The organism is Acetobacter aceti NBRC 14818 (genome assembly GCF_000193495.2).
GTDB lineage: Bacteria > Pseudomonadota > Alphaproteobacteria > Acetobacterales > Acetobacteraceae > Acetobacter > Acetobacter aceti.
In genome coordinates this window covers 1,126,771-1,145,699 of sequence record NZ_AP023410.1, presented here as the reverse complement: position 1 = coordinate 1,145,699, position 18,929 = coordinate 1,126,771, and the positions used below count along the sequence as shown (strand labels likewise).

Annotated in this window: 20 protein-coding genes; 10 read left to right on the top strand and 10 right to left on the bottom strand. The window is 56.6% G+C overall.

Annotated features, from left to right (window positions below; translation table 11 throughout):
- Window positions 1-69 precede the first annotated feature (69 nt).
- Window positions 70-396, top strand: a complete 327-nt coding sequence (locus tag EMQ_RS05165; RefSeq protein ID WP_231367991.1) for a hypothetical protein — start codon at window positions 70-72, stop codon at window positions 394-396.
- Between the two features lie 112 nt (window positions 397-508).
- On the opposite strand, the gene EMQ_RS05160 is transcribed toward EMQ_RS05165, so the two are convergent.
- Window positions 509-904, bottom strand: a complete 396-nt coding sequence (locus tag EMQ_RS05160) for a YraN family protein (RefSeq protein WP_010666457.1) — start codon at window positions 902-904, stop codon at window positions 509-511.
- A 124-nt stretch (window positions 905-1,028) separates the two neighbouring features.
- Here EMQ_RS05160 and cls point away from each other — a divergent pair, with 124 nt between their 5' ends.
- The 5 genes from cls (at window position 1,029) to EMQ_RS05135 (ending at window position 6,440) form a co-directional block, all read left to right on the top strand.
- Window positions 1,029-2,390, top strand: a complete 1,362-nt coding sequence (gene cls, locus EMQ_RS05155; protein WP_010666456.1) for a cardiolipin synthase — start codon at window positions 1,029-1,031, stop codon at window positions 2,388-2,390.
- 139 nt (window positions 2,391-2,529) lie between these two features.
- The gene (gene dapB / locus EMQ_RS05150) at window positions 2,530-3,336 is read left to right on the top strand and encodes a 4-hydroxy-tetrahydrodipicolinate reductase (protein WP_048874279.1); all 807 of its coding nucleotides are present in this window, start codon (window positions 2,530-2,532) and stop codon (window positions 3,334-3,336) included.
- Window positions 3,337-3,483: 147 nt separating this feature from the next.
- Complete coding sequence (gene metK / locus EMQ_RS05145; protein WP_010666454.1) at window positions 3,484-4,671, top strand: methionine adenosyltransferase; 1,188 nt, start codon at window positions 3,484-3,486, stop codon at window positions 4,669-4,671.
- 10 nt (window positions 4,672-4,681) lie between these two features.
- Window positions 4,682-5,437 (top strand): tRNA (guanine(46)-N(7))-methyltransferase TrmB, encoded by a 756-nt coding sequence (gene trmB, locus EMQ_RS05140; RefSeq protein WP_010666453.1) that lies wholly within the window; start codon window positions 4,682-4,684, stop codon window positions 5,435-5,437.
- 190 nt (window positions 5,438-5,627) lie between these two features.
- Window positions 5,628-6,440, top strand: a complete 813-nt coding sequence (locus EMQ_RS05135) for a nucleotidyltransferase domain-containing protein (RefSeq protein WP_010669214.1) — start codon at window positions 5,628-5,630, stop codon at window positions 6,438-6,440.
- A gap of 134 nt (window positions 6,441-6,574) precedes the next feature.
- Here EMQ_RS05135 and EMQ_RS05130 read toward each other — a convergent pair whose 3' ends face one another.
- The 5 genes from EMQ_RS05130 to aroQ form a co-directional block, all read right to left on the bottom strand.
- On the bottom strand, window positions 6,575-7,303 hold the full coding sequence (locus tag EMQ_RS05130) for a hypothetical protein (RefSeq protein ID WP_018308362.1): 729 nt from the start codon (window positions 7,301-7,303) through the stop codon (window positions 6,575-6,577).
- A gap of 125 nt (window positions 7,304-7,428) precedes the next feature.
- The gene (gene purH, locus EMQ_RS05125; protein ID WP_010667931.1) at window positions 7,429-9,009 is read right to left on the bottom strand and encodes a bifunctional phosphoribosylaminoimidazolecarboxamide formyltransferase/IMP cyclohydrolase; all 1,581 of its coding nucleotides are present in this window, start codon (window positions 9,007-9,009) and stop codon (window positions 7,429-7,431) included.
- 219 nt (window positions 9,010-9,228) lie between these two features.
- Window positions 9,229-10,572 carry an acetyl-CoA carboxylase biotin carboxylase subunit gene (gene accC, locus EMQ_RS05120; RefSeq protein WP_010667930.1) on the bottom strand — a complete coding sequence of 448 codons (1,344 nt, stop codon included), beginning with the start codon at window positions 10,570-10,572 and terminating at the stop codon, window positions 9,229-9,231.
- Window positions 10,572-11,030, bottom strand: coding sequence for an acetyl-CoA carboxylase biotin carboxyl carrier protein (accB, locus tag EMQ_RS05115; RefSeq protein WP_018308363.1), 459 nt, complete (start codon window positions 11,028-11,030; stop codon window positions 10,572-10,574). Before accB ends, accC begins: the two co-directional genes overlap by 1 nt.
- The gene (gene aroQ, locus EMQ_RS05110; protein ID WP_010668754.1) at window positions 11,027-11,482 is read right to left on the bottom strand and encodes a type II 3-dehydroquinate dehydratase; all 456 of its coding nucleotides are present in this window, start codon (window positions 11,480-11,482) and stop codon (window positions 11,027-11,029) included. The genes accB and aroQ overlap by 4 nt, the downstream gene beginning before the upstream one ends.
- Before the next feature lie 331 nt (window positions 11,483-11,813).
- On the opposite strand from aroQ, the gene EMQ_RS05105 reads away from it, so the two are divergent.
- Window positions 11,814-12,341, top strand: a complete 528-nt coding sequence (locus EMQ_RS05105) for a septal ring lytic transglycosylase RlpA family protein (RefSeq protein WP_010668819.1) — start codon at window positions 11,814-11,816, stop codon at window positions 12,339-12,341.
- A gap of 238 nt (window positions 12,342-12,579) precedes the next feature.
- On the opposite strand, the gene EMQ_RS05100 is transcribed toward EMQ_RS05105, so the two are convergent.
- Window positions 12,580-13,578, bottom strand: coding sequence for a YihY/virulence factor BrkB family protein (locus tag EMQ_RS05100; protein WP_010668015.1), 999 nt, complete (start codon window positions 13,576-13,578; stop codon window positions 12,580-12,582).
- Window positions 13,579-14,012: 434 nt separating this feature from the next.
- Between EMQ_RS05100 and EMQ_RS05095 the strand changes: the two genes are divergently transcribed.
- From EMQ_RS05095 to EMQ_RS05085, 3 genes are read left to right on the top strand one after another with little or no spacing between them, the layout of a single operon-like run.
- Window positions 14,013-15,143 (top strand): type III PLP-dependent enzyme, encoded by a 1,131-nt coding sequence (locus EMQ_RS05095; RefSeq protein WP_018308364.1) that lies wholly within the window; start codon window positions 14,013-14,015, stop codon window positions 15,141-15,143.
- Between the two features lie 58 nt (window positions 15,144-15,201).
- Window positions 15,202-15,732 carry a molybdenum cofactor biosynthesis protein B gene (moaB, locus tag EMQ_RS05090; protein ID WP_010666326.1) on the top strand — a complete coding sequence of 177 codons (531 nt, stop codon included), beginning with the start codon at window positions 15,202-15,204 and terminating at the stop codon, window positions 15,730-15,732.
- Between the two features lie 13 nt (window positions 15,733-15,745).
- Complete coding sequence (locus EMQ_RS05085) at window positions 15,746-16,324, top strand: DJ-1/PfpI family protein (protein ID WP_010666325.1); 579 nt, start codon at window positions 15,746-15,748, stop codon at window positions 16,322-16,324.
- Window positions 16,325-16,401: 77 nt separating this feature from the next.
- On the opposite strand, the gene EMQ_RS05080 is transcribed toward EMQ_RS05085, so the two are convergent.
- The 3 genes from EMQ_RS05080 to EMQ_RS05070 form a co-directional block, all read right to left on the bottom strand.
- Window positions 16,402-16,989 (bottom strand): contact-dependent growth inhibition system immunity protein, encoded by a 588-nt coding sequence (locus tag EMQ_RS05080; RefSeq protein WP_010666324.1) that lies wholly within the window; start codon window positions 16,987-16,989, stop codon window positions 16,402-16,404.
- A 547-nt stretch (window positions 16,990-17,536) separates the two neighbouring features.
- Window positions 17,537-18,589, bottom strand: coding sequence for an acyltransferase family protein (locus EMQ_RS05075; protein ID WP_231367992.1), 1,053 nt, complete (start codon window positions 18,587-18,589; stop codon window positions 17,537-17,539).
- A 133-nt stretch (window positions 18,590-18,722) separates the two neighbouring features.
- Window positions 18,723-18,872, bottom strand: coding sequence for a hypothetical protein (locus EMQ_RS05070; protein ID WP_010666322.1), 150 nt, complete (start codon window positions 18,870-18,872; stop codon window positions 18,723-18,725).
- Window positions 18,873-18,929: the final 57 nt, after the last annotated feature.

Genomic DNA, 18,929 nt, shown 5'->3' with positions numbered 1-18,929 from the left:
CAATCAGCGGGTTGTGAGCGTCACGCAATGACGTATACTCGTGTGGAGAAACGAAATCCGGGGATGAAAATGATCAGGACGATACTGCGGAAGCTGACGATTATCACGGCAGGTGTTTCTGCGGTTGTTGCTGTCACTCACGTCAAATCGGCTCACGCCGAGCGCGTCATTTCCGATTATGAAGCCAGCAAGCTGACCCTCGAGTCCTTGACGGCTGTGCCTGTTTATCATCCGGTCGTGCATCATGCTGTGGCACGTCATTCAGTTGCCGCTGCTTCGCGGGGGCGCACTGTTCTGGCCTCCCGTGCGCAGTCCACTCATCCCATGATTCACCTGGTGTCATTCCATGTCGCGAAGAAAGCGTCTCATTCTGCCCATGTGCGCAATCGTACCTGACGTTTTCTCAGTGCTATGAAGTGGAAAGCCATCTGACAGTGTCGGATGGCTTTTTGTTTATCAGGGTTAGTCCCTCAGTTTCTTTCCCGGGTGCCCTTGTCTTTCTGATACGTCAGCTTTGCCAGAAAGCATTCCGGATTCTTCTGGGAACACCAGTTTCATCTACAAGAATGACATCGAATACGACCGTGTCATAAATCCATTCAGGATGGGTGGCGAGAAGACATTCGGCTGCCTTCATGATCCGGTGGCGTTGCCGTTCACTGATTGCTTCTGCCGCGCGGGCATATGTTGTCCGCTTCTTGACTTCGATAAAGCTCAGTTGTCCGTTTTTGAGTGCGACGAGATCGATTTCACCAGCCGGTGTACGGGCGCGGCGCAGGAGAATCTGCCATCCATGCGAGAGAAGCGCCTGCTCGGCGATGGTTTCAGCCTGCACGCCATTCCGCCAGGCAGTGCGGCCACGTTCCGGCTGCCGGGATATGAGGGAATGTTGGTGCGTTTGCATTCTCCCGGTTGTCTCCCGGTAAGGTAAGAATTTCCTTAAACAGAGGTGAAAGGAAGAGAGAATTCTGCCAAACGCTACAACCCTCACGCTGGATGGCCTGCTGATCAGTCACTGTGCGGTGGCCATGATAGCCGCCGGGCATATTCTCCTGACAAAACGGGATACGTCTGCGGCGATCGGATGGATTGGAACGGTGCTGGTTGTGCCGTTTTTCGGGGTTTGTCTTTATCTCTTTTTCGGCATCAACCGTGTTCACCGTCTGGCGCGTAAACTTGTGCAGGCCCGCAATCCACAGGAAAGCGGGGCCGATCCGGTAGTCAGGTGGAGCAGGGGAGACACAGGATCATTCCGACTGCTCTCACGGATGGTTGGACGGATCACCGGTCGTCCGTTGCTCGGGGGCAATCAGCTTGATATCCTGATCGATGGCGACAATGCCTACCCGGTCATGCTGGAGGCGATTCGTCAGGCTGAGTCCAGCATCATGCTGTCGTCCTATATTTTCAGGTACGACCGGATCGGAAAAATATTTGTATCAGCCCTGATTGAGGCTCATCGACGCGGTGTGGCAGTGCGCGTCCTGCTCGACGGTATCGGCGCGGGATATTTCTTATGTCCTGCGGCAAAGGCGTTGCAGGAGGCAGGCGTGCCCTGCGAGCGGTTTCTCCATTCCGTTCTCCCGTGGCGCATGCCGTTCATCAACCTTCGTAATCATCGCAAAATTCTGGTGACTGACGGGGCAACAGGCTTTCTCGGTGGCCTGAATATCGGTGATGAGAATTGTGGTGCGACCGACATCGCAAAACGTGTCGGTGACATGCATTTCCGTGTACGAGGGCCGGTGGTCAGACAACTGGCCGAGGCTTTTGCCTGGGACTGGTCGTTTACCTGTGGCGAGGAGCTGGCTGGAAGGACATGGTTCCCGCCGCTCACGGAAGAGGGGACCGAACTGCTGCGGGTAGTGACGGCCGGACCGGACACGGATCTTGAAAAGATCGAGTATACGGCTTTGCAGGCTATTACTCTGGCGCGTCACAGTGTGAGGCTGATGACCCCCTATTTTCTTCCCGGCACGCGCCTCCAGTCCGAACTGGCTCTGGCCGCGTTGCGAGGGGTGCAGGTCGAGATTATCGTTCCCCGGCAGAGTAATCATCGCATCATGGACTGGGCGTGCCGGGCCGATATCCATCCGATGCTGGACGCCGGATGTCGTGTCTGGCTCAGCGGACCGCCTTTCAACCACGCCAAACTGATGGTGGTCGATCGGGAATGGGCTTTTGTCGGAAGCTCCAATTTCGATACCAGAAGCCTGCGGCTCAATTTCGAGATCAATGTGGAGAGCTATCAGGCCGGTTTTGCGGAGAAGATCGACGATTTCATATGCAGTCACCGGCGTGGACGGCTGACACACCATGATCTTGATGAGCGCATTCTCCCGGTCAAACTGCGGGATGCGGCGATGCGGCTGTTTTCGCCCTATCTCTAGCCCTGCTGGCAGTCAAAGGCGGGATTGTTGAGTTAGGGGGGCAAACGGCGTAGGAAAAACACCGGAAACAGCTGGCCGTGACCTTGCAGATAATGCTGGCGTGTCACGACAGGCAATAACTTAGAAGTATGGTGTGGTGATGACTTCCTCTCCCTTGCGCGTCGGAATTGCAGGACTTTCAGGACGGATGGGGCAGGGGCTGGTGAAAAGCGCGCTCGACGCAGGTTGTGTCGTTGCCGGCGGCACATGCCGTGATCCGGGTGCCACATCGTTCAGCATGGCTGAACTGACCCGGGACGGTTCGATCACGCTCTGTGCGGATATGCGTCAGCTTGCGGACATCTCTGATGTTGTCATCGATTTCACGCATGTGTCGTCCGTGATTGATCATGCTGCGGCTCTGAAGGATGCTGGTGTGCCCTGGGTGCTTGGCACGACCGGACTGTCGGAGAAGGATCAGCGCGCAGTGGATGAGGCCGCGCAGACAATCGGCGTTGTGCAGGCTGCGAATTTCTCTGCTGGCGTCACGCTGGTGCTCCGGCTGGCGCGTGAAATGGGCATGGCTCTGTCGGCTGAGCGTTTTGATGCGGAAATTGTCGAGATGCATCATCGGCAGAAGGTGGACGCGCCATCCGGGACAGCGCTGGCCATTGGTGAAGCTGTGGCGCAGGGGCGTGGCGTGAAGCTTTCCGACGTGCGTGCGCCGGCGCGGGAAGGACACTGTGGCGCACGCAAGACGGGTGAAATCGGATTTGCTGCATTGCGCGGAGGACAGATCGTGGGAGAGCACGAGCTTCTGTTCACATCCGCCACCGAACAGATCACCCTTGGTCATCGTGCCTTTGACCGACGGGTTTTTGCAGATGGCGCAGTGCAGGCCGCCGAGTGGGTCAGCGGCAAAATAGCGGGACTTTACAATATGGAAGACGTTCTCGGCCTCTCCTGAGGTTGTCAGAACGGATTTCTTGCAGCGCAACCGGGAAAGCCTTGCAGCTTGACCCCGCCGCCGTCATCCGCCAAACGACAGAACTCTCATACCGAGATCTTCGCGAGATCGCGAATTCTCACTAATAGCGAGGCAGTTGGCACAATCATGCTCAAGCAAGGCGACTTCCTGTTTACCTCGGAATCGGTGTCCGAAGGCCATCCCGACAAAGTGGCGGACCGGATCAGCGATACGGTTCTGGATGCTTATCTGACGGCAGACCCGGAAGCACGTGTTGCCTGTGAGACGCTGGTGACAACCAACCGCGTCATTCTTGCCGGTGAAGTCCGCGGTCCGTCTTCCATCACATCGGAAGGTCTGATCGAAGCCGCCCGTGAAGCGATCCGTGACATCGGTTACGATCAGGCAGGCTTCTCCTGGAAGAATGCTGAAATCAGCAACTACCTGCACGCGCAGTCCGCTGACATCGCTGTTGGCGTCGATAGCGCAGGCGAGAAGGACGAGGGTGCTGGCGATCAGGGCATCATGTTCGGCTTCGCGACCAACGAGACCGAGACGCTCATGCCGGCGCCGCTGTACTACTCCCACAAGATCCTCAAGACGATGCGTGACCTGCGTCGCGCTGGTGATCCGCGTGCGAAGGGCTTGCAGCCGGACGCCAAGAGCCAGGTGACCCTGCGCTACCTCAACGGCAAGCCGGTCGAAGCGACATCTGTCGTGATCTCGACGCAGCATGACGAAGGCGTGGACCAGAACGTCATCCGCAATGAGCTGCACAACATCGTCAAGGACGTGCTGCCGGAAGGCTGGATGCCTGCCGACAAGGAATTCTACGTCAACCCGACCGGCATCTTCGTGATCGGTGGTCCGGACGGCGACGCCGGTCTGACAGGCCGCAAGATCATCGTCGACACATACGGCGGTGCGGCTCCTCACGGCGGTGGCGCGTTCTCCGGCAAGGATCCGACAAAGGTTGACCGCTCCGCAGCCTACGCCGCCCGCTATCTGGCGAAGAACGTTGTCGCTGCTGGTCTTGCTGACCGTTGCACGCTTCAGTTGTCCTACGCCATCGGCGTGTCGCATCCGCTTTCCGTCTATGTCGACTTCGACGGCACAGGCAAGGACATCGACGAGGCCAAGCTGGTGAAGGTTCTGCGCGAGGTCATGAACCTTTCCCCGCGCGGCATCCGTCAGCACCTGCGTCTGAACCGTCCGATCTACACCGAGACGTCCGCTTACGGTCACTTCGGTCGTACGCCTGACGAAGCCCGTGACACGTTCCCGTGGGAGCGCACGGATCTCGTCGACGCGCTGCGTAACGCTTTCAACCGCTGAAAGCAGGACGATGAGTGTGGTGGGTGAAAAGAGTGGCGCGGTTACTCCGCATGAGAGTGAGGAGAAGACCGCTTCCACTCTGAAGCCACCGGCTCAGCGTCTTTACGGTCGCCAGCGGGGTCATCCGCTGCGCGACCGCCAGCAGCGCCTGATTGATGAGGCGCTGCCCCGGATAAGGTTTCCGGAAGACAAAGCCTCCGATCCGAAAGCGGCGTTCGATACCCAGCCTGAGCAGGTCTGGCTGGAAGTCGGTTTTGGTGGTGGAGAGCATGTTCTCTCCCAGATCGAGATGCATCCTTCCGTTGGCTACATTGCCTCGGAAGTGTTTGAGAACGGGCTCTGCTCGCTTCTCGCGCCGTTGTTCCCATCACGTGAGGAAGCAACCTCACCTGTGCCGCCGCTTCTGCGTCTGTGGGACGATGATGCGCGTCTGCTGCTCCAGAATCTGCCGGAAGCGTCGCTGGACCGGATGTTTCTGATGTTCCCGGACCCATGGCCGAAAAAGCGCCATGCCAAACGTCGCTTTGTCCACCCCGGCAATCTGCCGTTTGTGGCTCGTGCGCTGAAGCCCGGTGCAATCTGGCGTGTAGCAAGTGATGATCCGACCTATCAGGCATGGGTCGAAGAGGTCATGGACAATCAGGATTTCTTCGAGACGGCTCCTCCTGCGCTTGAGCGTCCGGAAGGCTGGCCTCCGACGCGTTATGAGGCAAAGGCTATCAAAGCCGGACGTCAGCCGATGTACTGGACGTTTGTTCGGAAGTAGTTTCAGGAAAACGGCGTTCCATGAAGCTTTTTGGAAAAAGCTTCACCAAAAACTTCCTTATTGCTTTCAGCTTCATTCGTTGAGCTGCATTATCGTCTTGCGCTCGGTAAGTTGCTGTTGAGAATTACAGGTTAAAATAAGATAGACAGGGAATCTTAAACTTCGCCTTGTCTTTTATAGAAATGCGTCCATGTCGCTTGACCGTCTTCCTCTCATCAATCCTGCCATCCGTAAAGAAATCGACCAGAAGCTGTTCGATATCGAACGGGAACATGCCGTTCGTATTCTCTTTGCTGTCGAGAGTGGCAGCCGGGCATGGGGCTTTCCGTCTGCCGACAGCGATTATGACGTGCGGTTCGTCTATGTGCATGAGGAAGACTGGTATCTCTCCCTTACACCCGGACGGGATGTTATAGAGCAACCCGTGACCGAGTTCTGGGATATCAATGGCTGGGATATCCGTAAGGCGCTGAATCTGCTTCTCAAGCCCAATCCGGTTCTTGTCGAATGGCTTTCCAGTCCTGTCCATTACCGGTGGAGTGATGCGGCTGATCAACTGGTGGCGTTGGGACGTAAGACTGGTGATTCAACAGCCTATCTGCACCATTATCTGCGTCTGGGAAGCCAGCAGAAGCATCTTGCGGAAATGGCCTGCGCAAAGACAGGCGTTACCCATTACAAAAGACTGTTCTATGCCCTGCGGCCTGCGATGGCCATCCGCTGGATACGAATGAAGCCGGGAGTTGTCCCGCCAATGAATTTTCAGGAGCTCTGCGCAGGGGTTGGCTTAAATGCTCAAGAAAAGACGGAGATCGGCCGTCTGCTCGCTCTGAAGATGAAGCTGGGCGAGAACGCGTTGGGACCGTCTGTACTGGTTCTCGACACCCTGATTGAAACGGAATTTGAGTGGGCCAGGGAGCAGGCCTCTGTCCCGCCAGCCGCAGGTTTGCACGCAGAAGCGGAGACTCTGTTCCGCACGATTGTCCGTGGTCCAGTTTCGTAAGGTTGATAGACGATCTGCATCGATCAGTATAACGGCCTGTAGTCAGGGAAGGCTACAAGCCGTTATAAGTGTCTTTCCTGACAAAACGCACTTCCCAATCGCCGAGGGAGAGACGCCAACAGCTTTCGAGCGCGTCAGTGCGTCTCCGCCGACTTGATCACATCATAGCCTGCTGAACCGGGCGGCGGGCCCGGAGGCGGCAGATCATCCGCCGTTACGGAAAGTAGCTGCTGGGCATCCGGTCCGATCTGATGCGCGTTGATGGCCGTTCCATAAACACCCGTAGCGCCCGGTCCCGCTGCATAGAGCATGGCTCCAGGCTTCAGCCATGCTGCGATCTTTGCTGCATCGCGGGTTGGGATACGGATCACCGTATGATCCTTCAGAATGGCACCAATCAGTACGCCCTGAATGTTGTAGAGTGGGTGAGTGATCTCGCCATGCACTACAATGTCAGGTCCGGCGACCATTTCAGGAGAGTGCTGCGGCATGGCAATGCCAACATCCTCGGAACGGCTGCCACGTGGCCCAGAGAGAGAAAAGGCCTGAATAATGGGAAGAACTTTCCCCTTCAGGCCGGTGCCGGTGATCTTTTCGCCCGGCTTGACGATCTTGGGGATATCCCACGACAGATCCTGTGAAACGAGAACCTGCATACCATCGGAGAGAAGCAGACCGGTCACGCCACCTCCCGCTGAAGGGATATACTGTGTCACAGTCCCGCTGAACGAAGGGAGCACGGACAGATCGTAGACCGAGGCGGGGCCGCTTTCGGCTGATGATGAGGCCGCCAGAACGGGAGAAGCACTAAGCGCCGCGGCGGAACCGGCGGCAATGACTGCAAGGCGTAACAGGTGGCGCATGACTGGTCCAATCGTTCACTGGCCGTTTGCTGGCAGAGAGCGAACAGGCCGGAAAAGCGCGAAAAATAAAGCAGTCCGGATATCGCCACGAGTGACGTATCCGGACAAGCCTTTTCGTATGCGGATCAGTGCCTGAAATGACGCATACCGGTCAGCACCATGGCAATTCCGGCTTTGTCAGCGGCTGCAATGACTTCGTCATCACGGATGGAGCCACCCGGCTGGATCACGGCGGTAGCACCGGCAGCCACAATGGTCTCCAGACCATCGGCGAACGGGAAGAAGGCGTCTGAGGCCGCCACACTGCCACGGGTCAGCGGCTCGGACTGGCCGAGAGCTTTCGCCGCTTCAAGACTTTTGCTGACGGCGATACGCGCGGAATCCACACGGCTCATCTGGCCTGCACCCACGCCAACAGTCGCGCCGTCTTTGGCGTAAACAATGGCGTTCGACTTGACGTGCTTGGCGACGCGGAAGGCGAAGATGAGATCGCGCATTTCCTCGGCGGTCGGTGCACGCTTCGTCACGACTTTCAGCGCGCTTTTCTCGATCCGACCATTGTCGCGCGTCTGGGCGAGGAAACCACCCGCGACGGAACGGACGATCACGCCGCCTTCGGTCGGGTTGGGCAGAGCGCCGGTCAGCAGCAGACGGAGGTTTTTCTTGCTGGCGAGGACGGCCTGCGCCGCTTCGGTTGCATCGGGAGCGACAATGACTTCCGTGAAGATCGCAGAGATCTTCTTTGCCGTCTCTTCGTCCAGCGTGCCGTTCAGAGCCACGATACCGCCAAAGGCCGACACCGGATCGCAACGCAGGGCGCTGTCCCACGCCGCGCTGAGGTTGGCGGCAGTCGCCACGCCACAGGGGTTGGCGTGCTTGACGATAACGACGGCCGGATCCTTGAATTCGGCGACGGCTTCGAAGGCAGCGTCCGTGTCGTTGAGGTTGTTGTAGGACAGGGACTTGCCTTGCACCTGACGCGCTGTCGCCACACCGGGACGCTTGCTGCCGTCAGTATAGAAAGCGGCCTGCTGGTGTGGGTTTTCGCCATAACGCAGGACTTCCCGACGCATGCCCGACAGGGTGAAGCGTTCCGGGAACGTGTCGTGGCGCTCCTTGGCGAACCATCCAGCGATGGCGGCATCGTAGGCTGAGGTGCGGGCATAAGCTGCGCCAGCCAGTGCACGGCGGGCTTCCAGCGTTGTGCCGCCAGCCTGAAGCGCTTCAATGATGGCGCCATACTGGTCCGGGCTGGTCAGCACCGCGACGTGGCCGTGGTTCTTGGCCGCAGCACGGATCAGCGCAGGACCGCCAATGTCGATGTTCTCGATGCAGTCGTCAGCAGAAGCGCCGGACGCGACGGTTGCCTCAAACGGATAAAGATTGACGGCGACCAGATCGATCGGTGCGATCTTGTGTTCTTCCATCTGTGCGACATGCGCGGGCAGATCGCGACGGCCGAGGATGCCGCCGTGAATCTGCGGAACCAGTGTCTTGACGCGGCCATCCAGGATTTCGGGAAAACCGGTATGGTCGGAGACTTCGACGACGGGCAGGCCAGCGTCACGCAGGGCTTTTGCGGAACCGCCGGTGGACAGGATTTCTGCTCCCTGAGCAACGAGGGCGCGACCCAGTTCGATCAATCCGGTCTTGTCGGAGACGGAGAGAAGGGCGCGCTTTACAGGCAACAGGCTGGTCTGGCTCATCGAAGTCGAGTCTTTCGCGAAGGAGTCCATCAAAACGACGGTCTGGCAAAACGTCGGTCAGGCGTCGTTGGCGGCGTGCTTAGTGAAGTGGTTGCGATGTGGCAACCGCAACGAGAAAAAGTCCGGGAGTGACCCGGACGGAAAAGCGGCTGGATTTTCCAGATTCTGCTATTCAGAACAAAGGCGCAGCGTGTTTCGACCCGCTGCGCCTCCGCCTTGTTATTTTCCGCGGGCGGTGAAGTTTTCCAGCCAGTGGATCGTATAGTCGCCCTTCTGAAACTCCGGATCTGCAAGGATACGGCGGTGCAGAGGAACGACTGTGCTCACGCCCTCGACCACCAGCTCATCCAGCGCCCGACTCATGCGTGCGATGGCAGCGGCACGTGTCGGAGCATGGACGATCAGCTTGGCGATCATGCTGTCATAGTAAGGCGGCACGCGGTAACCGGCATAGACGGCGCTATCGATACGCACGCCGAGTCCACCCGGCGGGTGATAGACCGTAATTGTGCCGGGGCTTGGGATGAACGTGTCTGGGTCTTCCGCATTGATGCGGCACTCGATAGCATGACCGGAGAAGGTAATGTCCTTCTGGCTGTAGCCAAGCGGTTCGCCAGCCGCGATGCGGATCTGCTCACGGACAAGGTCCACATCACAGACCATCTCCGTCACCGGATGCTCGACCTGAAGGCGGGTGTTCATCTCGATGAAGCAGAACTGACCATCCTGATACAGGAATTCCAGTGTGCCCGCGTTGCGGTAGCCCATCTTGGAAAGTGCCGCCGTCGCCGTCGCGCCAATGGCGTCACGTTCTTCCGCTGTGAGGGCAGGGGAGCCTGCCTCTTCCAGCAGCTTCTGGTGACGACGCTGGAGCGAACAGTCACGCTCACCAAAATGCACGACGTTGCCGTGCGTATCGCCCATAATCTGCAATTCGATGTGGCGCGGCTTGTCGAGATATTTCTCGAGATAGACCGCGTCATTACCGAAGGCTGCGAGGGACTCGGTGCGGGCGACGCTCCAGGCTTCGGGCAGTTCTTCGCGTGTCTGGGCGACCTTCATGCCACGACCACCGCCACCGGCGGCAGCCTTGATCAGGACCGGGTAGCCAACGCGGTCAGCAACTTCGTAGGCTTCCTCAATGCTGAGGAGTTCGCCGTCCGAACCCGGAACCAGAGGAACGCCGAGGGCTTCCATCGTGGTCTTGGCGCTGATCTTGTCGCCCATGGTGCGGATATGTTCCGCGGTCGGGCCAATGAAGGCGAGGCCATGCGCTTCGACGGTCTCGGCGAAGTCAGCGTTTTCGGACAGGAAGCCGTAGCCGGGATGGATGGCTTCTGCGCCCGTGATCGTCGCTGCGGAGAGGATCGCCGCCACATTCAGATAAGAGTCGCGAGCCGAAGGCGGTCCGATGCAGACAGCCTCGTCAGCGAGACGGACATGCATGGCGTCCGCATCGGCGGTTGAGTGGACCGCGACCGAGCGGATGCCCATCTCGCGACAGGCCCGCAGGACGCGCAATGCGATTTCGCCGCGATTGGCGATGAGGATTTTGGAAAACATTATTCAATAATGACAAGTGGCTGGCCGAACTCAACAGGATCGTTGGATGCCACGAGAATCTGTTTTACCGTGCCGGCTTTCGGGGCCTTGATCTGGTTGAAGGTCTTCATCGCTTCGATCAGCATCAGCGTCTGGCCGGCTGTTACAGTCTGCCCTTCCGTGATGAAGGGCGGAGAAGACGGGTCAGGGCTGAGATAGGCCACGCCGACCATCGGGCTGTTGACGGCGCCCGGATGCTTGGACAGATCGGCAGGTGCGGCGGCGGCCGGGGATGCCGCAGCAGGCGTCGGGACCACTGGGGCGGTCACCTGCACCGGGGCTGCGGCGACCGTGGAGGCAGCACGAACAACGCGGATACGGCTGTCCTTTTCGGCGACTTCAATCTCGGTCAGCCCGGTGTCCGTCAGGATATCGGCCAGTGCCCGTATGGCATCTGCGTCTACGAGCAGTCGGCTCATTGCGTTTCCTCGTTCAAAAGTATGTCGGTCATTGCCTGAAGTGCAAGCGCGTAGCCCTGCACACCCAGACCACAGATGACGCCCACCGCAGCGCGCGAGACATAAGAATGATGTCTGAATGGCTCACGGCGATGGATATTGGAAATATGGACCTCGATCACAGGCAGATCGACAGCCAGCAGCGCATCGAGCAGGGCGATGGAAGTGTGTGTGTAGCCTGCCGGGTTGATGATGATGCCCTGTGCCCGTCCCCGACATTCCTGAACCCAGGAAATCAGCTCTCCCTCCCCATTGGTCTGCCGGAAATCAATGCCGACATCCAGCTTTTCAGCGTTCTGCGCGCAAAGCTGCTCGACATCATCGAGTGTCGTTCTGCCGTAGACTTCCGGTTGGCGGAGGCCGAGCATATTCAGGTTGGGACCGTTGAGGACGGCGATGAGGGGGCGTTCCATAACTGCGCGCCGTTAGCACGCCCATTCCTTAACTCCAAGAGTCGGTTCATCATTTTTTGCATGATATGTTTCGTAATGTAATCTCTTTGTGGAAAAGAAATGGCGGAATATTGGTGTAAATTCAGCGATTGAGAGTTTGTCTTGAAAATTACTGTAGTAACTTGTGTGATTTAAGCTGCTTTTACAGAAGTAAAATTTTTTGAAGGAGCCTTTCAGATCAGCTTGTGATTGTTGCAATTAACGGCTCACCGCACTGACTGTCTGTCAGGGTTGAATTTCTCGGAAAAATCGGCTTTACTGACTAAAGTCTCAACAGAAATCTGGTGAATGCGTGCTGTTTTCGCGTGGAAAAAACGGTTCCGGGCTTTTCGCAATGCTGGCCCTGTCATGGACAGTCGGTGTCGCCGAGGCCAAGGCAGCCACGCAGGCGCATGATTCCGGTTTTTCGACACCTCCCGTTCACACAAGCTGGGCTGCATCGGTAAAGGAAGCCCTTGCGAAACAGGCCGCTGGAGCAACGTCGCTGGCTCATCACATCCAGCATGGAATGGCGAGCTGGTATGGCGGTCGTTTTGCGCATCGTGGCACCGCGACTGGCGAGCGGTTTGATCCTTCCCAGATGACGGCTGCCCATCCTTCCGCACCGCTTGGCAGCAAGCTTCTTGTGCGGTCCGAGGAAACCGGTCGACAGATCGTCGTGACCGTCAATGATCGCGGCCCTTATAAAGGTGGGCGTGTGATTGATCTGTCACATGCAGCGGCGGCGCAACTGGGGATGTTGCGCAAGGGTGTTGCGCATGTGGCGGTCAGCCCGCTGACGGAAGAAGAAGCTCTCGAGGTTGCTCAGGCACCCGAGTAATCTTTTGATGTTATGCTGAGGCCACACCCGTCAGGAACAGTGATTCTTCAGTAAAAAGGTCTGATACGCCCAATGCGTGTCAGGCCTTTTTTGCTGTAATTATACTTTGCAGACAGGAGAGCCGCCGGTTTTCTCCATGTCGGGAGAGGCCACAGCTCTCTTGTATCCATTCATTTTAAGTAAGGCGGGATCAAAGGGGCTGTGTCCCTTTGTGAAATTTGCTGGCCGGTATTCCACTTCAGACTCTCAGGATTTCCCGTGTGGTCGACTGCGCCCGCGCTTCCAGCTCAGCGTTGAATTCGGCACCCAGCAGAACGACCCATGCACTGACAAAAAACCACATCATGATAGCGATGACGGCACCGAGGGGTCCGTAGGTCGAGCCATAGCTCGCGATGTTGGCGACGTAATAGGAAAAGCCGGAGGCGGCCAGAATCCAGATGAAGGTCGCTGCAACAGCGCCTGGAATGACCCACCGCCATTTGGCGTGATGGCCGCTCGGACCCACGCGGTAAAGCAGCATGTAGGCGAGAATGATCAGCACGGACATGATGCTGAGACCCGCCAGCCGGACGCCCAGTTCGATGGAACCGGGCGGCGGATCAATCTGCAGGATAACCGGCAGGAGCTGAAACAGGATGGGAACCGCGACCATGATCGCTACCCCAAGGCAGATTTCCAGAATCGCGGACAGTGTCAGGGCGAGGGCCAGCGCCTGAAACGCGATGAAACTGCGTGTTTCAGTGGTGCCATAGGCAATGTTCAGGGCTGAAAGAATGGATTTGATGCCGGCTGATGCTGACCAGAGCGCGATGGATGTCGAGATGGCCAGATTCATGGTCAGGGAGCTGTGAGGCACCGAAACGAGTTCGTTGACCCTGTTTTCAATGATTGTGAAAGCGGCTGGTGGAAGCAGTTGCCTTATGGAGTTCAGCTGCGTGGCGACGCTCTGTACGTCAAAAGCGAGGCCGTAAATGGAGATCAGGGTGCTGATGGCAGGAAAGAGCGCCAGCGTGGCATAAAATGCGCAGCCTGCGGCAATCAGCGTGGTCGGTCCGGCAATGATGGACGTCACCGTCGATTTGCAGACGGCTTTCCAGTCAGCTCGGGTCAGTGCGAAAGGGGAGGACAGGTGGCGGCGAGGTTTGTCTTTCTGTTCGGTCGCCCCAGAATCGCCCGCAGGCATTCCTGTTTCAAGCTTGGGTTCAAGGGGAACATTGGACAGGGAAGAACTCATCAGATGTCGTCAACCTCAAACTATATTCGGTGAAGCCTGCAGCGATTGCCGGGAGTGCAGGGCGCGCCCTGAGTTGAGGAGGCGCTCGGAGTAGAGTTGGGTGGACAGACAGCCCACCAGAATCCGAAGATTCTACTGCGAAAGTTTCTGTTTCATGAAAGACAGTTATTGAATGTCTTAAAGGAAGAGAGAAGGGGTTTTCCAGTTTTTTCGGTGTAATAAAAAAATCTGTTGCATTCGGGCATGAAACGCCCCATATGCCCCCTCACGCAGCAACGCACGTGCCACTGGCCCACTGAGGTTACGCAACGACGTCAAGCGTTCTGGCAACTGGGATCCTTCGGGATTCAGTCTTGGTCGCTGGTCCGTTAGACCGTTTCGCAACACAGCCTGCCACGGCTCCTTATCTGGCAGGCCAGCAAGGGATAGGTGCGATGACACCCAAAATCTCTCAGTTTCTTGCGGAAGAAAAACCCGCAACCCCGTGCCTCGTCGTCGATGTCGATGAGGTCGAAAACCGTTATCGTGCCCTTCAGGTCGCACTTCCTCTTGCCCGCATCTATTATGCCGTGAAAGCCAATCCGGCCGAGGCGATCCTGACCCGACTGGTCTCCCTTGGTTCCAGCTTCGATGCGGCTTCGTGGGAAGAGATCGAAATGTGCCTGAATGCAGGCGCAGACGCTGATGACATCTCTTTCGGCAACACCGTGAAGAAAGTCGGCGCGATCAAGGCCGCTTATGCCGCCGGTGTCCGTCTCTTTGTCTTTGACTGCGAGGAAGAGCTGAACAAGCTCGCCCAGCATGCGCCAGGCTCGAAGGTTTATTGCCGTCTTCTGGTGGACAATTACGGAGCCGAATGGCCGCTGTCCCGCAAGTTCGGCACGACGGTCGAAAGCGCCCGCGAACTGATGCTCAAGGCCCGCGATCTTGGTCTCGATCCGTATGGTCTGTCCTTCCATGTGGGAAGCCAACAGGTTGAAACCGGTAGCTACGAAATGGCGATCAGCCGTGTCGCCGCTCTGGTGTCCGATCTGTCTGAAGCCGGTCTCGATCTGCGCATGGTCAATCTCGGCGGCGGATTCCCCATCCGTTACCGTGAGGACGTGCCGCACATTGACGATTTCGGTGAGGCGATCTCGACGGCGATGAAAAAGCACTTCGGCAATGCCCTGCCGGAAATGCTGATCGAGCCGGGTCGCTTTATCGTTGGCGCTGCTGGCGTGGTTTCCGCTGAAGTCGTGCTGGTCAGCCAGCGTGGACGCGAAGGCGGTCCGCGTTGGGTCTATCTCGATATCGGCCGCTTTGGTGGTCTGGCCGAAACGGAAGGCGAGGCGATCCGTTACGCGATTCGTACGCCGCGTGATGGTGGGCAGACAGGCGCGGTGGCGCTCGCCGGTCCGACCTGTGATGGCGCGGATATCATGTACGAGAAGACGCATTACGAACTGCCGCTCGCTCTCGAATCCGGTGATCGTGTCGAGCTTCTTGGAACGGGCGCCTACGTTTCCACCTACTGCGCGACCCGTTTCAACGGCTTCGCACCGCTGGCGGAACATTATATCTGATACGGTATGGCAGGGCAGTTGTTGACGCCCTGCCGTTCTCTCAAGATATGCTGTGCGCATGACGCGCATTGATACAACAAAACCCTTTCTGCCTGTCCGGATCGCCGTGATGACGGTGTCCGATACACGCACTCTGGAAACGGACAAGTCCGGCCAGATCCTTGTCGATCGCCTTCAGGCCGCCGGGCATGTGCTGGCGGCCCGTTCGATCGAACCCGATGACGCTGACAGGATTGTCGCGCGTCTGGAAGAATGGATCGCCGATTCCCAGATTGACGTCGTGATTACAAGCGGTGGCACTGGTGTCACCGGTCGCGATGTCACGCCCGAAGCGTTCGAACGTGTGATAGAAAAACGTATCGAAGGTTTTGGCGAACTGTTCCGGATGCTGTCCTATCAGAAGATCGGCACATCCACGATCCAGTCACGTGCTTTGGCGGGCGTGGCGCGCGGTACTTACCTGTTTGCGCTTCCCGGTTCGAGCGGTGCAGTGAAAGACGGCTGGGACGACATTCTGGTGTTCCAACTCGACAGCCGCCACATGCCCTGCAATTTTGTGGAGCTTATGCCCCGTCTGCAGGAACGATAAAGGAGACGACGACATGGCCGACGATATCAAGATTCTGATGCTTGCTGGTGATTACGTCGAGGATTACGAAATCATGGTTCCGTATCAGGCGCTGACCATGGTGGGTTACACCGTTGACGTCGTGTCTCCGGACAAGAAGAAAGGCGACAAGGTCATTACGGCCATTCATGATTTTGAAGGCGCCCAGACCTATAGCGAGAAACCCGGTCATCACTTCGCCCTGACAGCGGACTTCGACAAGGTTGTTCTCGATGATTATGTCGGACTGGTCGTGCCGGGCGGACGGATGCCGGAATATCTGCGTCTCGATCAGAGAGTCCTTGATATCGTCAAAGAGTTTTCAGATCGCCCAATCGCCTGCATCTGTCATGGTATCCAGATTCTGACAGCGGCTGGTATTGTGAAGGGGCGTAAGGTCTCGGCTTATCCAGCCTGCCGTCCGGAAGTTGAGATGGCTGGTGGGACGTATGTCGATATTCCGGTAACGGAAGCCATTACGGACGGAGAGCTGGTGACGGCCCCGGCGTGGCCAGCACATCCGGCGTGGCTGTCCCAGTTTCTAAAGGTTTTGGGGGCCAATGTTTCTCCCTGAAATCCTGTTATTCAAAGAGGAACTTTCAGAAGTATAAGCTTCTGAAAGTTTTTTTTGGCAACTTTTTCAGATCGTTTTTACGGAAACAGCGGCTCTGTTGATTTGCCGGGACCTTCACAGCGTGAGAACGTCCTGAGTACCATGTCGCCGATTTCAGCATCGGACGCGGCGAAAGGCACATGAAACACTCTGCCTTCGTTCATATTTCTGGGCCAGGCCGAATGGGCTCCTGTTCTGGAGCTTTTGGTGGAAACGATTTCGATGTCCGGTTCTACTTCGTAGAACCAGCGAACAAACAGGGAATCATATTTGTTCCAGGTCGCTTCCCTGTTTTTGTAGCCATAGGCGCTGGCGAGATCTTCCCAGAAGGCGAGGCGCCGCTCGTTCGAGCTGGCTTTCATGAGGATGAGAGGTTCTCGTTCGATGTCCTCCATTGGCGTCAGATATTCGCTTGTATCAAGGGCCTGCCGGACAGCCGCGCCGATCCATTCGGGCGTGACATCACGCGACGAATGGACCGCGAAACCGGTCGGAGAAAAGTGCAATCCACCAAAAATCACATTTGACACAACGGAAATCCAACGATCAGTGCGGTTGATCTGACAGGATTTATATTTTGTACCGAATGGATGACGACGCTTGATAATCTTTTTGAACTTTTTCATGATGCTACCTTGTCTGTGCTTCCATTATATCTGGATCGATGAGATGCGGCACGGCAAGATCAAGAGTATATTGTTTATAGCTATTGCTTCGAATGAGACTACCGGCTCTTTTTCTATTTTTGACCGATCTGTTTTATATCCCATTATTTTGTCCACGCTGGCTTCCACGCGCGCCGCGCCGGCATTAGGGTTGGCACGATAACTACTGACGTTGAGATCGTGGGTCTTGTCACTGGTAGCAATGTCGTTGTTCTTCCCAGTGATCGTACCAGATGGTGCCGTTAGGGACCTACGTAGGGTTCAGGGTGTTTTGCTTCCACGCTTCATAGGGAAGAAGGCCCGAATCATTCATGGTCGTGCCAGTGTTTACCGATTTCCACTGGATGCCCACATTCTTGTAAGTCTGATTCCAAGGTTTTTCATTCACTTCGGTGCAAGTCTTATTCGCCGTCTTGATCTGATCATTGGTGATATTTGGGAGAATAGTTTTGTCTTTACGGAATGCTACAGGGTCACAATCACAGATCAAGCAAGAGTGCGAGCTTCATCAAACTTCGCGCTCTAATGTCATGTTTTCCGTTATGTAAGTCAGAATCATACCTGCAACCAGCAAACTGCCAAGAACCAGAGCCAATCCTGCGAGACTTCCGGCGAAAGAAAGAGGCACCATGAAGATGGTATTGGCGTATCGCCAGATCATCATGATGGGATAGCCAAGCAAATAGATCGAGAGCGTGTTCCTTTTGGCAAAGGCTGCGACGGTTTCGAGCCAGGCGGGGCATGGGCATGATGCACCTAACCACACTAACAGAGGTACGCCGATGCCCAGTAATGGCGCGCCGATGAGGTGAATTTTCGGCAGGTGCATGCCAACGAATAGTGCGAGAACGGTGACTGGGTGGATTTTCGGGGTGCGCGCCCCATACTCCGCATGCAGATGGCGCAACCATGCGCCCCCGGCGAAGCTCAGAATCATACGAGGCCATCCACCCCAGTAATGCACTGATGCCCAGCCAGCATTGAGATCGCGCCACATCATGCTCAGGGTGAAGTAGATGAAAGCCGCGCCAATCCATAGAACAAACAACCGTCTGGGAGCATCATGAACACGTAGACAGACCAGAAGGGCAAAACCGAACAACTCCAGCACGATAGCCCAGCTGGGTGGATTGAGCGGGAAGACCGAGCCATAAACGAGAGTGGAGAAGAAAGGCATCAGGACAAGACCGGAAATGAAAGCGCCGACCCAGTTTGTGATCGTCCATCCCCCCGCATTGGCGAGTGCCTGCGGAGCGAAGGAACAGAAGCTGACTACGAGTGCGATGGCGTAAACCGGATAGATATGAACGAGGCGGCTGCGGATAATCTGCCACCTGTTCATACTGATAACAGTGGGCTGTGATAGAAAGCCCATTGCGAGGAAACCTTCGATCATGAAAAAAATGTCGATGGCGATCTGCCCCTGAGGCCACAACCGCCCCACATAGGCTTCCCCCCAGTGACCGGTAAAAATACTGAGTGCGACGAGCATGCGCAGCAATTGAAGCATTGGATAGCTTCTATCTTTTTCGCTCGCTAACGAAATATCTGCAGCTATCATGGGCTTACAAACCGTATAACCCAACTGCCGTGGGCTATCAGGATTACTTTTGACTCATTCCTTCCGACGACGAAGATCTGATACTGATGGCGGCATGGTCTGGTCTTGCTCGCCTCCGACAGACCGAACGATGTCATGTTGCGACACGCGCAGCAGAGAAATCGCTTCTCACATGCCTTTCAGTCTCGTGGAAACTGGCGCGATCGACGGGAATGCCAGTATCAGCAAAGGATATGTATTTACTGACAATATACAGTCGAACGATAGCGATGTCTGTCGTCATGTCATCCCTTCCTTCACTGTTTTCTTAATGTCGATTCGGAAATTCCTGTCTCGGTCA